The sequence below is a fragment of the Nocardiopsis yanglingensis genome, from assembly GCF_045809185.1.
Lineage (GTDB): Bacteria > Pseudomonadota > Gammaproteobacteria > Xanthomonadales > Xanthomonadaceae > Stenotrophomonas > Stenotrophomonas yanglingensis.
Genome location: NZ_JBJNRH010000020.1, coordinates 36,571 through 51,977, shown reverse-complemented (window position 1 = coordinate 51,977; position 15,407 = coordinate 36,571). Strand labels below are relative to the sequence as shown.

The 15,407-nt window shown below is 67.8% G+C and carries 6 protein-coding genes; 2 read left to right on the top strand and 4 right to left on the bottom strand.

What is annotated here, in order from left to right; genetic code table 11:
• Nucleotides 1-114: 114 nt before the first annotated feature.
• Nucleotides 115-12,489, top strand: coding sequence for a filamentous haemagglutinin family protein (locus tag ACJ7C5_RS19415; protein ID WP_412704823.1), 12,375 nt, complete (start codon nt 115-117; stop codon nt 12,487-12,489).
• A 503-nt stretch (nt 12,490-12,992) separates the two neighbouring features.
• Here the strand turns inward: ACJ7C5_RS19415 and ACJ7C5_RS19410 are convergent.
• The 3 genes from ACJ7C5_RS19410 to gspH are packed head-to-tail and all read right to left on the bottom strand — an operon-like array spanning nt 12,993 to nt 14,409.
• Nucleotides 12,993-13,607 (bottom strand): prepilin-type N-terminal cleavage/methylation domain-containing protein, encoded by a 615-nt coding sequence (locus ACJ7C5_RS19410; protein WP_412704822.1) that lies wholly within the window; start codon nt 13,605-13,607, stop codon nt 12,993-12,995.
• Complete coding sequence (gene gspI, locus ACJ7C5_RS19405; protein WP_097047718.1) at nt 13,604-13,966, bottom strand: type II secretion system minor pseudopilin GspI; 363 nt, start codon at nt 13,964-13,966, stop codon at nt 13,604-13,606. The genes ACJ7C5_RS19410 and gspI overlap by 4 nt, the downstream gene beginning before the upstream one ends.
• Nucleotides 13,963-14,409, bottom strand: a complete 447-nt coding sequence (gspH, locus tag ACJ7C5_RS19400; protein ID WP_412704821.1) for a type II secretion system minor pseudopilin GspH — start codon at nt 14,407-14,409, stop codon at nt 13,963-13,965. The genes gspI and gspH overlap by 4 nt, the downstream gene beginning before the upstream one ends.
• 115 nt (nt 14,410-14,524) lie before the next feature.
• Here gspH and ACJ7C5_RS19395 point away from each other — a divergent pair, with 115 nt between their 5' ends.
• Entirely contained in the window at nt 14,525-14,974 is a 450-nt protein-coding gene (locus tag ACJ7C5_RS19395; RefSeq protein WP_094000720.1) for a general secretion pathway protein, read from the top strand.
• 100 nt (nt 14,975-15,074) lie between these two features.
• On the opposite strand, the gene ACJ7C5_RS19390 is transcribed toward ACJ7C5_RS19395, so the two are convergent.
• Nucleotides 15,075-15,407, bottom strand: a complete 333-nt coding sequence (locus ACJ7C5_RS19390; RefSeq protein WP_412704820.1) for a hypothetical protein — start codon at nt 15,405-15,407, stop codon at nt 15,075-15,077.

Below are 15,407 nucleotides of genomic sequence, written 5' to 3'. Positions count from 1 at the left end.
GAAGCTGTCGTTTTTCCGGCGCGGACAACGTCTATCTGATAGTGCCCGGCGATGCCTGCGGGCAGTCGAATCTCTCCTATGCCGCAGACCGTCCGTCGGTCGCTCGAGGTCCTGATGTCGCACCTGCACACGCCTGTTCCGCACACTGCGCCGCACCGCCATCCGATGGCCTGGGCCATCGCGCTTGCGCTGGGCGCCACGCCCATGCTGCCTGCGCAGGCGCAGCAGGCATTTTCGCCGGGCTGGTTCGCCGAGCGCGGTGCAGCGCAGGGCGCAGCCGCGCAGAGTGGGCGCATGCCCAACGGCGTGCCGATCCAGTTCCAGCTGCCGGCCCAGCAGCAGGATGCCGCCCGGCAGAAGCTGCAGCAGTCGATCGACAATCTGGGCACGGCTGCGCAGGCCATTGCGCTGCAGCAGCGCTTGCAGGAGCAGGCCCGTGCGCAGCAGCGTGCTGCCGGTTTCGTGATTGCTGACGGCCTCGGCAAGGACGGCCTGAAGGTGGATGAGAATCCGCTGACCCGTGGCTGGGTGAATGCACGTGAAGCGATCCAGTCGCAGGGCAGCGACGGCAAGCTTCAGGTCAGCATCGAGCAGACCGCAGACCGCGCGATCCTGAACTGGGAGACCTTCAACATCGGCGGCAACACCACGCTCGATTTCAAACAGAATGCGGACTGGGCAGTGCTGAACCGGGTCAACGATCCGAGCGCACGTCCCAGCCAGATCCTGGGCCAGCTGAAGGCCAACGGTACCGTGTTCGTGGTCAACCGCAACGGTGTTGTGTTCGGCAACAACAGCCAGGTCAACGTGGGTAATCTGGTCGCGGCAGCGACACGGATCAGCGATGGCCAGTTCCGTGACAACGGCCTGTACAGTGCCGACAACAACACCGCTGCGCTCACCGATGCCTTCGGCAAGGTCCTGGTTGAGCAGGGCGCACGCATCACCACGCAGGCGCCTGCCTCGGCCACCCGCGGCGGTGGCTATGTGCTGCTGGCCGGCCACACCGTGGAGAATGCCGGCCAGATTGAAACGCGCAAGGGCCAGACGCAGCTGGCTGCGGGCGACTCGTTCGTGATTCGCCGCGGCGTGGGTACCGCGCAGAACACCGCCTCGACCACGGCCGGCAACGAGATCGCGCCGCGCATCGCGGCCGGCAGCAGTGCCGGCAGCGTGCGTAACAGTGGCCTGATCCAGGCGCGCGAGGGCGACATCACGCTGGCCGGGCGCACGGTGGAACAGGCGGGCGTGGCCGTGGCCACCACCACGCTGGACCAGCGCGGCACGGTGCACCTGCTCAACGCCATCAGCGACCGCGCCGGCACGGTCACCCTGGCCAGCGGCGCGACCACGGCGGTGCTGATCGAAGACGATGGCAAGAACACGGCTCTGGACAGCCGCCGTGATGCGTTGGTCAAGGCTTCGGCCGAGCAGGACCTGCTGCGCGGCGCGAGCAGCACTGGCACATTCGACAATCTCTCGCGCATGCAGGACCGGCGTGACCAGTCACGCGTGGAGATCGTGTCCGGCGGCGACGTGAACTTCCAGGACGGTTCGCTGACCCTGGCCACCGGCGGTCAGGTGGTAGCGGAAGCCGCACGCCGGACCTACGCCGGCAATGCCGCGCGCATTGATGTGTCCGGTGCGGTGGGCGTGCGGGTTGCGATGGAAAGCAACAACGTCCAAGTGAAGGTGCAGGGCAACGAACTGCGTGATTCTCCCGACAACCGCGACAGCGGCAAGCTGATCAGCAGCGAGGTCTGGATCGATCGCCGCCAGCTGCAGCACGTGGCCACAGGCACCGGTGGCAACACCGCCGAGCGCTGGTATGCCGGTGGTGGCCTGCTGGAAGTCGGGGGGTATCTCGACAACCAGGGCCATTCGATCGGCGAATGGGCCGCGCAGGGCGGTACCGTGCAATTGTCCGGCAGCGAAGTGGTCACCCATGCCGGCTCCAGGATCAACCTGGCTGGCGGCAGCCTGGATGTGCAGAGCGGTGCCATCAAGCAGAGCTGGTTGCGTGGCACCGACGGTCAGCTGTACCGGCTGGATGATGCGCCGGCCGAGATGCGGTACGACGGCTTGTATCGGGGCTTTGAAGTAAAGCAGGAGCGCTGGGGAGCCACCGATGTGTTCCGCAATCCGCTGATCGGTGCCGAACAGCGGGTGGAGAACGGCTATACCGTGGGCCGCGACGCGGGCCGTCTGCTGGTGTCCGCGCCCAGTGCGGTACTGCAGGGTCAGGTGGCGACCGATGCTTTCCAGGGGGCGCAGCAATCGAAGACACCCGATGCTGCGCGCGATGGCTACGCGCAGGCGCAGACCGCCGTAGCGCGCAATGCCCAGCTGTGGCTTGGGCGCTACGACGGCAACGGCAGAAACGCGGTGTTCGATACACAGGTGCGGATCGTCGATGGCGGGCTGCCTGCCGCCAACGTGTCCCTGCAGGCGCCGCTGCAACAGGAACAGCGCAATACGCTGTGGCTGGATGCCAACCAGCTCAGCGCGCAGCAGTGGGGACGCATCGATCTGGCCAGCGGTGGCAGCATCGCGGTGGAGGGTGCGCTGCGCCTGCAGGACGGTGGCCAGCTGGTGCTCACGGCCGCCGATGTACTGCTGGGGGGTGACATCCAGATCGCGGGTGGACAGGTGCAGGCGGGCAATGAACTGACCCGCGTGGGCGCTCCCGCCGCCTGGCTGCTGCAGGGTGGCCGTTCGCACGTGGCCCTGGCGGAGGGCACGCGCATCGATCTCAGTGGCCGCTGGGTGAATGCGTTGCTGGAACCGGCGTCCAGCCCGGGCATGGCGTGGACTGACGGCGGCAAGCTGCGGCTGCAGAACAGCCATGATGTTGTGGTGCCGGGCAGCGACGTGCGCGTCGATGGCGGCGGTCGGGTTGATGCAAAGGGCAAGGTCACGATCGGCAAGGGCGGCGACGTCAGCCTGCAGGCAGCGAGCGTGGCCGACAGCAGTGGACGGGTCGGTCGCCTGCAGCTGTCGGCCGATGCACGCTTGAGCGCGCTCGGCGCCGGCAGCGGCACGCTGTCGCTGGGCGATGGTGGACGTATCGTGATCGGCGGTCAGCCGGCCGACGGCGCACTCACCCTGCAGGAGACCCTGTTCAACAAGGGTTTCGCCAGCTATGACATCAATGGCCAGCAAGGTGTGGAAGTGGCGGACGGAGCCATCGTCGCCGTGCGCATGCCGGGCCTGCGCCTGGCCGAAGCAGCGATGCAGGCACGCGACCGGCGCGACGCATTGCAGGTCTGGTCGGCACCCCTGTACAGCGCGGATCCGATCACCGGCAGGTTCAGTCAGCGCAACGGTGCGAGCCTGACGCTGCGTTCACAGCAGGGCGAGGCCGGTGGTGATCTGCGCATCGGTCGCGGCGCCCTGGTCAGCGTGGATGCCGGTCAATCGATCACCCTGCGCGGCGCGGGCAGCATCACGGTTGATGGCAGCCTGAAAGCGGCGGGTGGCCGCATCCGCCTGGATGACATTCGCGAACCGACCAGCCTGTTCGATTCGCAGCGCAACGAGCGCACCTACCGCATCGGTGCGCAGGGTGTACTCGACGTCAGCGGTGACGCCTTCACTGCGCGTGATGCCAGTGGCCGCCTGCGCGGGCAGGTGCGCAAGGGGGGCAGCATCGAGATTGGAGGCGCGCTCGACTGGGATGGCCAGGACAACGTGCCTGACCGGCCAGTGGATGCGTTCGTGGTTGTTGAGCGCGGTGCGGAACTGCTGGCCAACGGCAGTTCAGCGCAGCTGGACATCGATGGCGCCGGCCGCCAGGACGTGGCCAGCGATGGCGGCACCATCGTGGTGCGATCGGCCAACGCGCTGTACCTGCAGGGTGGCCTGCAGGCCGCAGCCGGCGGCGCCGGTGCGCAGGGTGGCACCCTGGGCATCGCCTTCGGAGGCAGCATCCATGCGGGCGGTGCCAGCGAAGATGTGTTGGCGCCGCGCGCCATCGTGCTCACCCAGGACGATCGCGAGCAGGCCGTGCCGGCGAAGCTGCAGTACGGGCACGCACGCCTGTCGGCGGCGCAGGTCGGTGCCGGTGGTTTCGACAATCTTTCGCTGTTCGGCAACGTGCGTGCCGAAGGTGATGTGGAACTGCGCCTCGGCCAGAGCCTGCGCTTCCAAGGTCTGCAACAGGATGGGCTGGGCATGCTGCAGGGCGGCAGCGCTGGCGGCCTGCTTGCGCTGAGCGCGCCCTACGTGCGCTTGGCGCAGAGCAGCTGGTTGAGGCTGCCTGGCGATACCCTGGTCGGTACCGCTGCCGTGGCGGTGGATACCGGTCGTCAGCATCGCTTCAGTGTGGATGCGGACCTGATCGACCTGCGCAATACCACCTGGCTGGCGGGGTTCGATGACGTGCAACTGCGCAGTCGCGGCGATCTGCGCTTCCTGGGCAGTGGCGCAGCGCTCGGCAGTACCGGCGCGCAGCTGATCGCGCCGCGCAGCCTGGACGTAACCGCAGCGCAGTTGTACCCGGTGGCCGATGCGGGCGGCGTGCTGGCGGCCGGTGTGTCGCAGCCGGGCAGTGCGATCAGCCGCTGGGATGATGCCGAAGGCATCGTGCGCATCCATGGTCTTGGTGGGGCGGCTCCAGCCCTGCCGTTGTCGGTGTCCGGCGGCCTGTCAGTGGTGGCAGCGACCATCGAGCAGGGCGGCATCCTCCGGGCGCCGTTGGGCGCCATAACCCTGGGTGGTACCGATGCCGACGGGCGCCTGGCCGGCTCGGTGACGCTGCTGCCCGGAAGCGTGACCTCCACCAGCGGCGTGGGGCTCAGTGTGCCGTTCGGTGGCACCGTCGATGGCGTGGACTGGCGCAGGGACGGCAGCGCCCAGGCCATACCGCCGGTAGGCGGTGCCGCGCCCGGCGCGGACCCCAAGGGCATCGCCATCATCAGCAGCCGTACCGAGGTGGCCGAAGGGGCGCTGCTGGATCTCTCCGGCGGCGGTGAGTTGACCGGTGCGGCCTTTGTCAGCGGGCGCGGTGGCTCGGTCGACATCCTGCGCCATGCATTGGCCGATGCCAATCCGCGCTATGGCTTCAGCGAATCGGCCAGTCCGGTGTATGCGATCCTGCCCGGCTACACCGGCAGTGCAGCGCCGCTGGGGTTGAGTGACGGCTCGCTGGACCCTGGCATTGGCCAGCAGATCACGATTCCCGCAGGCGTGCCTGGATTGCCGGCCGGCACCTACACCTTGTTGCCGGCCAGCTTCGCACTGCAGCAGGGCGCGTTCCGGGTGGAGCTGGGGCGCACCGGCGCGGTCGGCATCGGTGCACCGCTGGCCACCGGCACCGGCTCCTGGATGGTCGGCGGACACACGGGGTCGACGCTGGGTGGCCTGCGTTCGCCCTTGCTGACCGCGTTGCTGCTGACCCCGGCCGATACCGTTCGCCGGCATTCCAGCTACAACGAGACCAGCTACAACGCATTCGTGACCGCGTCGGCGCAACGGTTGGGCACGCCGCGCGGCTGGCAGACCGTCGATGCCGGCACGCTGCGCCTCGGGCTTGGCAATGGCGCCGGCAGGGACGGCACGCCGGCTTTCAGCTTCCAGGGCCAGACCCGGTTTGCGCCGGCAGCGGGCAGCGCGGGCATTGGCGGTTCGGTGGAAGTGAACCTGGTCAACCGGCTGGGCGAACTGGAAGTGGTGGCGGCCGGTCGCACGCCCAGCTCCACCGGCAATGGCGCTGCCATCGAGGCGGACGTGCTCAACGCGTTGCAGCCCTCACGCCTGGTGCTCAACGCACAGGTCCGCGCTACCAGCAACCAGCGCCTGCAGGTGGCCGGTGTCGGCCAGAACCTGGTGTTGCGGGACGGTGCGGTCCTGCGTGCGCCGGAGGTGATTCTGGGTGCGGTGGCCGGTGGCACGGGCGTGCGCGTGGAGGCAGGCGCAGGTATCGACACGCTCGGTCGCGGTGCCGCTTCGTTGCCCGCCGATGCCGGCTTCTACTACCAGGCCGAGGGCGGGGTGATGGTGGTGTCCAACGGGCGCACCGATCTGCTGGCCGCGCCCCTGCGCGAGGGAAGCGATCCGTCGCTGGTCAGCTTCGACATCGGCACCTGTGATCCGGGGCGTCAGTGTGCGGGCCAGGCACGACTGGTGTCGGAGGGGAGCATCAACGTCGCCACCAATGGCAGCCTGCAGCTGCGCGATGCGGCCAGCTACGGCACCCGCCAGCTCGGTGTCAGCGTGGCCGCGATCAATCTGGGCAGCGACGATGCCATAGCGCAGGCCGCTGCGGCCGCCGCGTTGCCGCCGGGCATGATGATGAACCAGCAGGTGCTGACCGCCTTGCTGCGCGGCAATACCGCCACCGGCGCACCGGCACTGGAGACGCTGAAGCTCTCGGCGGCCGAGTCGATCAATGTGTTCGGCAGTGTCGACCTCGATACGCGTGACAGCGCGACCGGCAAGTCGAGCCTTCGCAGCCTGGTGCTGGGCGCACCGGCCATCCATGGCTATGGCAACAGCGGCGATCGTGCGCGCATCTTCGCCGACAACCTCACCTGGGCCGGTGCACTTGCGGCGAGTGGGTTTGCGGATTCGAATGCCGCGCAGCCCGGCGGCGCGGCGATGGTCGACCGCCTTGGCAGTGGCCAGCTGGACATCATTGCCGATACGTTGCGGCTCGGCCCGGCGCCACAGTCGTGGCCCGCCTCGGAGGTCGTGGCCGGACGCCAGGTCCTCGGCTTCTCCGGGGTGAACCTGCGTGCCGCACAGCAGGTGGTCTTCGCCGGCAATGGTGCGTTGAATGTGCATCAATTCCAGGGCGCCTACGACGCAGCCAAGGGCTGGACCTACAGTGGTGGCAACCTCGATATCCAGGCACCGCTGGTCACTGCCGAAGCAGGCGCGAAGCTGGCGGTGACTGCTGGTGGCACGCTGCGCGTGCACGGTGCGGGCGCCTCGACGGCGGCCGATGCGCTGGGCGCCGAATTGACGCTGGACGCCAACGACATCCTCCTCGATACCCGCATCGCCCTGGCCTCGGGCCGCCTGGCGGCCACGGCGGCCCGCTCGGTGCAGCTTGGCAGCAGCGCCAACCTCGATCTGGCCGGGCGCAAGGTCAGCCTGTTCGATGTCGATACCTACAGCGTCGGCGGTGACGTCACGCTGACCGCAACGGAAGGTGACGTGCGCAGCGATGCTGCATCGCGGGTCGATCTGTCGGCGCAGAACAACCGCGCGGGTCGTCTCACCGTGACCGCGCTGGGTACTGCCGGCGGGCATGTCGACCTGGCAGGGCGGCTGCTTGGCCAGGCCAGCGGCACGCTGGACGCAGGTGGCAGCCTGGTGCCGTATGAGAACGGTGAGCTGGTGGTGCGCGCACGTGAACTGACAGACTTCAGTGGCCTCAACCAGCGCCTCACCCGCGACGGTGTCACCGGAGCGCGCAGCTTCCAGATCAAGCAGGGCGACCTGCTGATCGGCGACGAAGTGAAAGCACGCAAGGTGGATATCAGCGTTGACGGCGGCGCGCTGCGGGTGGTCGGGCGCATCGACGCCAGCGGCGACCAGGTCGGCAGCATCCGCCTGGCAGCGCGCGATGGCCTGCAGGTGGACGGAAGCCTGGACGCCCACGGCACGGCACTGCGTGTGGACAGCTATGGCAAGATCATCGACAGCCCGAACCGTGCCATCGTCGAGCTGGAAAGCCGCGATGGACGCGTGCAGCTGGGATCGGCGGCGCGGATCGATCTACGCAGCGGCACCGGCGTTGCCGTCGATACCGGAGCAGGGCAGAACGATGGACGCGCCCGCGGCACGTTCGTGCTGAACGTGCCGAGAGTGGGCAGCGACGATGCAGGCGTCGATAGCGCCAATGGCGTGCAGGTGCTCGGCGCGCGCGATATCTTCGTGACCGGCGTGCGCCGCTATGACGACGCACCCCTGGCTGACACGGCGGATGTGAACGGCCGACGCGGCCAGCTGGTTACCCAGTCGTGGCTGGATACGGTGGTGGATCCGGCCAACAGTGCATGGATGAACGCCGCGCTGGGCAATGCCGGGCTGTCGGCACGGCTGGCCACACTGGGGACCGTGCGCCTGCGTCCCGGCGTGGACGTCGTCGGCGCCATCTCGTCCAGCAACCCGCATGGTGACCTGACCGTCAGCGGCGATATCGATCTTTCCGGCTATCGCTACGGCCCGCAGGCCAATCGACAGGACCCCGCGCGACGCGGCTTCGGTGAAGCGGGTGCGTTGCGCCTGCGCGCAGCCGGCGACCTGTTCATCCATGGCAGCATCAACGACGGCTTTGCGCCGCCACCTGCCAGCCCGGATGATCGCGGTTGGCAGCTGGTGCCCGGACAGAGTTTCGGTGCCGGCATTACACCGTTCGGCAGTGACATCCTGGTGCCCAATGACAACGTCGTACTGGAGGCCGGCACGCGCTTCCCGGCGGGTGCCGTGCTGAACTACGCGATTGCGGTTCGCGATGCGGTCCTGCCTGCCGGCACCACGTTGCCGGTGGAGATGACGCTGGGGCAGGCACTTACGTTGCCGGCAGGCTACGTGCTGCCGGCCGCGGTTACGCTGGCCGATGGTCAGGTGCGTGCCGCAGGCAGCGTGCTGGCGCAGGCGCTGCAACTGCCCGCCGGCTCGCGCCTGGGCGCGGGCTTCCAGCTGCGCAGCGAGGCCAGCGTAAGGGCCACGACCTGGCCGGCCGGCGCGCGATTGCCGACGGAGCTGCGACTGGCGGCGCGCACACCGCTGGCACGAGGTTCGCTGATTCCGGCAATGACCACGCTGGAGCTGGCCGGCGGTCAACCGATCGACCTGCGCCCGGTGGGCAGCGATGGTCGACAGGGACGCAACTGGGCGTTGGCGCAGATGTTGCCCGAGGGCACCACCTCGTGGGATCTCACCGCCGTTGCGGGCGCCGATACCGAGGCAGCCGACCCGCGTGCGCGGCGCAATGGAAGCGGCGATCTGGTGCTGGCCGACACCCACTACGGCGTTGTGCGTGCGGCGACCATGGTCTCCACGTTCGTGCGCGAACAGCGGGTGACCGCCCTGGGTGCGCAGCGCGAAGGTGTGGATGCAAGCTGGGTCGGCAAACCGGTGAAGGCGCTGGCCGAGCATCTGGGCAAGCCTGAGTCTGCGATCTGCGCGGCTGGCAGCAGCTGCGAGGCGGCACCTTACTTGTTCACGGCGCAAGGTGCCGATGAAATGGGCGATCCGTCGCTGGTCGGCATGCCCGTGAAGGAAATTGCCGAGATGTTCGGGATGACCGAAGAGGAGCTGTGCGGTTCGGTCAGTTCGGGCATCTGCGTGATGCCCGGCGAGATGCGTGATGTGGCGACCGTGGGTCAACCGAAACATGGCACGCCGCTGTGGAGCGTGCTGCGCACCGGCAGTGGCGACCTGCAGTTGATGGCCGGCCGCGATCTGTCGATGCGCTCGGTGTACGGCGTCTATACTGCGGGAACGCCGACCGCGCTGGGTAATGGCCTCGATGCCCGTTTCCAGTCCGAGCGCGCGTCGCCGTCCGGACGCGAGGCACTGCTCGGGTTGCAGCAGTCCAGCGGTGACTATGACGCGGCACTTGCCGCCTATCGCGCGTGGTATCCGGATCACGGCGGCAACCTGAGCATTGCGGCTGGCCGCGACGTGACCGGGGCAACATGGGGTGCGCTGTCGTCGTCCGGCTCGGCGGCGGGTGACCTGGCCAACCACGCCAGCAGCGCGGTTGCCAACTGGCTGTGGCGCCAGGGTACAGGTGCGGTTGCGGGCGTCGAGCAGCAGCCTGTCGCCTGGTGGATCAACTTCGGCACTTACGCCAATGTGTCCACGTTCTCCAACCCCAGTCCACGCATGGTCGGCTTCACCGGCTTTGGTACGTTGGGTGGCGGCAATCTGGAGATTGATGCGGGCAGGCATGCCGGTGTGACCGAGGCCAAGGGTGACGCGCTGAAGAACACAAGCAGCACCCGTTTCTCCACCGCGATCAACGCAGCCGTGGGCTCGACCGGACGTGTTGATGATGGGCGGCTGGTGCTGACAGGTGGTGGCGATCTGAGCCTGCGCGCCAGCGGTGCACTCAACCCGAACCTGATGGCCACTACGATCAATCACGTCAGCAACGAGCAGGACCTGGAACTCAATGGCACATTCACGAACCTGCGCGGCAGCCTGAGTCTTGAGGCCTCCCGCATTGGTGGCAGTGCCGTCGGCATCTCCCAGTACACTGATCCCAGCGCTGGCCTGCGCCCCAGCGATCCGTTCCGCGCTTTCGGTGGCAAGGCGATGGGTGGTCCGGTGCTGGTGCTGGGCGACGCCGTGGCAAACCTGCACGCCCGCGGCGACGTCATCCTGGGCGGCGTAGCCGACGCCGGCCGTGTGGTGCAATTCAATGCGCCGCAGGTGGCGCTGGCGGGAGGTGGTCTTGCGGCGGGTACTACCGGCTTCTCGCTGTGGACCGCGGCCACGGCGGTAAATCTGGTTTCGTTCGGCGGCGACGCCACCCCGCTGACAGCGCATGCCAGCAGCCCGGGGCAGAATCTGCGATCGGAATCCACCGGCGACAATTTCGCCTACTGGATCTATCCCTCCAGGCTGCAGGTGCAGGCCACCAGCGGCGACATCAAGTTGGGCGAAGGCGGTGAGAACAACGTACTGCTTACTGCTCCTTCCCCTACGGGCAGCATGCAGTTGCTGGCGGGCGATTCGATCATCGCCGGCGATCGGTCTCCGTACATCAGCAGCTCCGGTGCGGACACGCGCCTGCCATCCCCGTTCGATCCGGTGTTCACCGCACGGGACGCGAAGGGCACCGAATTGCTCAGCAATATCTCGCCCGATGGCATCAATGCTCGGGTACCCACATGGGGCGATACCACACCGCTGTTCGCCTTTGGGCCGAACCGTCCCATGCTGGCGGTGGCACGCACTGCCGGGGGCACGCCGAACCGCTTCTACGCAGGCTCGGGCGACATCATCGGTCTACGCACGGGCGAACGATGGATGCTGAACGCCGCCAGTGGCAGCAGCCGCACCGTTCGCGAGTGGATTGACGTGGCTGCGCCGGTGCAGCTGCGTGCAGGCCAGGACATCCTGTCCAGCACCGTCCTTGCGTTGAACAACAGTGCCAGCGATGTCACGGTGCTGCAGGCCGGGCGTGACATCGTGCATGCCAACGTCACCGTATACGGCAGCGGCAACGTCGATATCAGCGCCGGCCGCCAGCTGCGCCAGGAAGACAAGGGAAGCATCGTCAGCCGCGGCGGCCTGGTGCAGGGCGACACGCGCCCGGGTGCCAGCATCGCGATGACCGCCGGCAACCAGCAGGTCGACTTCGGCGCCGTGCGTGCGCGCTACCTGGATGCGACCCGGCTGGCCGATCCCGCGCAGACACTGGCGTCGCAGCCGGGCAAGGTGGTCAAGGTCTATGACAAGGAACTGAAGCAGTGGCTGCTGGAGCGTTTCAACATCAGCGCTGACGGCGCGCAGGCACTGGCCCTGTTCGACACACTGCCGCAGGAGCAGCAGCGCATCTTCCTGCGCCAGGTCTACTACGCCGAACTGCGCGAGGGCGGCCGCGAGTACACCGATGCAGATGGCCCGCGCGTAGGCTCCTACCTGCGCGGCCGCGAGGCCATCGCCACCTTGATGCCGGACAAGGATGCAGCGGGCACGACGATCCAGCGCACCGGCGATATCGTGATGTATGGCGGCGCCGGCGTGCGTACCGAGGCCGGTGGCAATATCGAGTTGATGGCGCCGGGTGGGCAGATCGTGGTGGGCGTGGTTGGCGAGGCGCCACCGGCAAGCGCGGGCCTGGTGACCCAGGGCCAGGGCGACATCCGGCTGTTCAGCCAGGACAGCGTGCTGTTGGGCCTGTCGCGGGTGATGACCACCTTTGGCGGTGACATCCTGGCCTGGTCCGAACAGGGCGACATCAATGCGGGCCGTGGCTCGCGCACCACGCTGGTGTATACCCCGCCACGCCGCCTGTACGACCGCTGGGGCAACGTCAGCCTGTCGCCGCTCGCACCGGTCAGCGGTGCCGGTTTCGCCACGCTGGACCCGATTCCCGAAGTACCGCCGGGCGACGTCGACCTGATCGCGCCGCTGGGCACCATCGATGCAGGCGAAGCAGGTATCCGTGTCTCGGGCAACATCAACCTGGCCGCATTGCAGGTGCTCAACGCGGCCAACATCCAGGTGCAGGGTGAGAGCAAGGGCCTGCCGGTGCTGGCCACAGTGAACGTCAATGCGCTGGCTTCGGCCAGTGCGGCAGCGAACAGCGCCAGCCAGGCGGCACAGGACGTGATGCGCAAGAGCCAGGACGACGCGCGGCGCAACCAGCCCTCGGTGATCAGCGTGCAGATCCTCGGTTTCGGCAGCGGCACCAGCAGCATTGCGCCGCCGGCACGCGGCACTACTGCCGACAGTGGCTACGACGCCAACAGCGCGTTCCAGTTCCCGCAGGCAAGCCGTGACGAGGGAACGCAGCGCCGCTAGGCATCGCGCGATCCCGACAGGTGCCGATCTTGGTCGGCACTTGTCGGTGCCGATTGCGCTCGGCAGTAGATCCATGCCATGCGTGGATGCGACGGATCCGAAAGAACGAACAGCATCGGGCCAGCCGCCACGGAATGGTGACGGCCCCAGCCAGGACGGCACGGAGGGCAGGGAGAGGCCATCAGCGGTGAGGACCACCGACATAGCGCCGCCGGGTGCAGGAAGGCACCCGGCGGCAGGAGGGCGGTAGATCCATCCCATGCGTGGATGCCGTGGGCCAGCCGCCGTGCCGACCAACGGTCGGCACCCACCAGAGCAGGGTCAATGCGAATGAATCCCGGTAGATGCCGACCTTGGTCGGCGGTAGATCCACACCATGCGCGGATGGTTGGGTCAGCTCTATTGCCGACCAACGGTCGGCACCCACCAGAGCAGGCTCGCTAGCAGAGGCAGGCCCCGCAGTAGATCCACGCCATGCGTGGATACGGTGCCGTCAATGAATCCTAAAGCTCCAGCACCCGCCGGTAACTCAACGGCCCACGCCCATCGCGCAGGCCCAACCGCAGTTCAAGTCCGGTGGCCGGCAATACCTCGCCCTCGCTCGGCAACGCGACCCACCCCGTTCCAGGCTGCCACGCCCGCACCTCGAACCGCTGCACCTCGCGCGCCACCGCAATGCCCTTCGCCGGATCCGGTGCGGGCAGGGGATACCGGTCCGTAGCCGCGCCACTGGCCCGCCACAGCGTGCTGCCCTGCCGCCACCAGCGCACCCGCTGCCAGTGCAGCCCATCACTGCCGACACTGCGGGTGATCTCCAGCGCGAAGGTGCCATCCGGGTGCCGCTCGCTCACCAGCGACGGGGGCAGCAATCGCTGCGGACGATCTGCCGGGCGCACCGCGCCATTCATCAGCGCATCGTCTGCGCGCATTTCGATATCCCGCTGGAACTGCTGCAGCACGCGCAGCGCCGTCGTGGTCTCGGCATCGGCCTGGCGCAGGCGTTGGTCGCTGCTGGCCACGCTGTCCAGCGCACGCCAGCAGATCAGCGCCAGTACGCCCATGATGGTGATCGCGATCATCACCTCGATCAGGGTGAAGCCGCGCGCGACCCGCTTCATTGAGTGGCAGTCCACGGCAGCTGCATCCGGGTCAGCGACTGCCGCGGTGCATCTTCGGCCACCACGGTCAGTTCCAGTTGCGGCTGCCCGTCGCTGCCCGTGCCCAGATGCTGAAGCACCAGGAAGCTGCCGCGTCCCTGCACACAGCGCTGCCGGGCATCCTGCGGTGCCTGTCCGCTCAGGCGCAGTTCCTGCCAGCGATCCTGCGCACACAACAGTGCCAGGCGACGGTCGCGCAGCCGTGACTGATCGTCGGTTGCCACTGCCACCGAGCGCATCACCGCCGCCAGTGCAATCGATACGATCGCAAGCGCGATCAGCACCTCGATCAGGGTGAATCCGCGCGCCACCTGCTTCATTGCACGACCTGCAACTGTCCGCTGCCATCATCACGAAGACGCAGTTTGCGACCATCCAGCGACAACCCAACCTCCCAGGCGATACCGATCCACTCCGGGCTCAGCTCAATGGGGTTGGCGGGCTGCACCGCGATGCCCGTTGCCTGCCACTTCTGCGGACGCAGCAGATCATCGCGTTCAACGGTGACCCAGCGGCTGCCTTCGCGGCGACTGAAGCGATAGCCGTCGGCGTCGGCCTGCCAACGCAGGGTGCGGCCATCGATGCGGGCCTCATCGCGCGCCACCTGCAGGCGCTGCGCCAACCGTTCGGCTTCCTGCCGCAGCTGGCGCGCGGGGTCGAGCAGGCTGCCCAGGCCCAGGCCGATGCCTGCCGTGCAGATGCCGATGATCACCAGCACCACCATCAGCTCCAGCAGGGTGAAACCACGCGGCACGTGCTGCATCGACGTTGCCTCCTGTCCGGGTCGATACCTGCCAGCGTAGGCCGGCATGATGAAACAAAAGCGTCAGCCACAGCTGCTAGCGTAGGCGGACACGAACGTGGCGGTGGTGCGGAACATGGATGGCAGGCGCTGGGATCGCAATCGCATACTGACCCTGCTGGCGGCGACGCTGCTGCTGGCCGTGGTGACCTATTGGGGTGTCACCCTGTCTGCGGTGGCGCCAGCGGCCGCGGCCAGCGAGGCGAAAGCCGAGGCACCGGTACGGCCGATGTTCGATGCAGTGGCCAGCCTGCCGCTGGTGCGCCTGCTGTCGCCCGGTGCGGTGCAGACCGAGGTGGTGGTGCTGGGCGTGATGGCCGGTGACCATGCGCCATTGGCCCTGCTCTCGGTGGATGGACGCCCGGCGGAAGCGTATTCGCCCGGCCAACGACTCGGACCCTGCACGGTGCTGGCCAGCATCAGTGCCAGCGCGGTGGAACTGAACCAGGCTGGGCAATCGCGCAGCTTGCCGGTGCCTGAGCTGCCGCCGGTGCCGACCGATGGCATCGTGCCGGCCGCACTGTAGAGCCTGGCCGACGCTCGGCTGCGTCTGGAAGAACAGTCGAGCATGGTTTGACTCTACAAAATCCTGTCGAGCGCGGGCCTGGCTCTACAGCTGCGCAGGCTCAGCGCGCCGGACGCTGCGGTACCACCGAACGACCAAAGGCATCGCCCATGCGCTGTCGTGTGCCTTCCAGGTTGTACTGCATCAGCTGGTTGCCGGGCTGCCGCATCAGGCGTTCGGCCTCCGGTAGCGCCGGTGATTTCGACGTTTTCGATGCCGGCGCAAGTTTGCGCTGCAGGCAGTCCCAGGCCGGAATACGCTCGCCATTGACCTGCACTTCGATGCAGGGCGCAGCCTCCTCCTTCTTCGCCTCGACGGCGCGAACCGGGGCCAACACCAGCAGCAACGCAAGGGCGAGGGCGCCGCGCAGTTCCACCATCAATGATTCACGCAT

Coding starts and splice junctions, on each gene's coding strand:
- ACJ7C5_RS19415 (WP_412704823.1), top strand. CDS start 115: ATGTCGCACCTGCACACGCCTGTTCCGCACACTGCGCCGCACCGCCAT.
- ACJ7C5_RS19410 (WP_412704822.1), bottom strand. CDS start 13,607: ATGAAGCGGGTCGCGCGCGGCTTCACCCTGATCGAGGTGATGATCGCG.
- gspI (WP_097047718.1), bottom strand. CDS start 13,966: ATGAAGCAGGTGGCGCGCGGATTCACCCTGATCGAGGTGCTGATCGCG.
- gspH (WP_412704821.1), bottom strand. CDS start 14,409: ATGCAGCACGTGCCGCGTGGTTTCACCCTGCTGGAGCTGATGGTGGTG.
- ACJ7C5_RS19395 (WP_094000720.1), top strand. CDS start 14,525: ATGGATGGCAGGCGCTGGGATCGCAATCGCATACTGACCCTGCTGGCG.
- ACJ7C5_RS19390 (WP_412704820.1), bottom strand. CDS start 15,407: ATGCGTGAATCATTGATGGTGGAACTGCGCGGCGCCCTCGCCCTTGCG.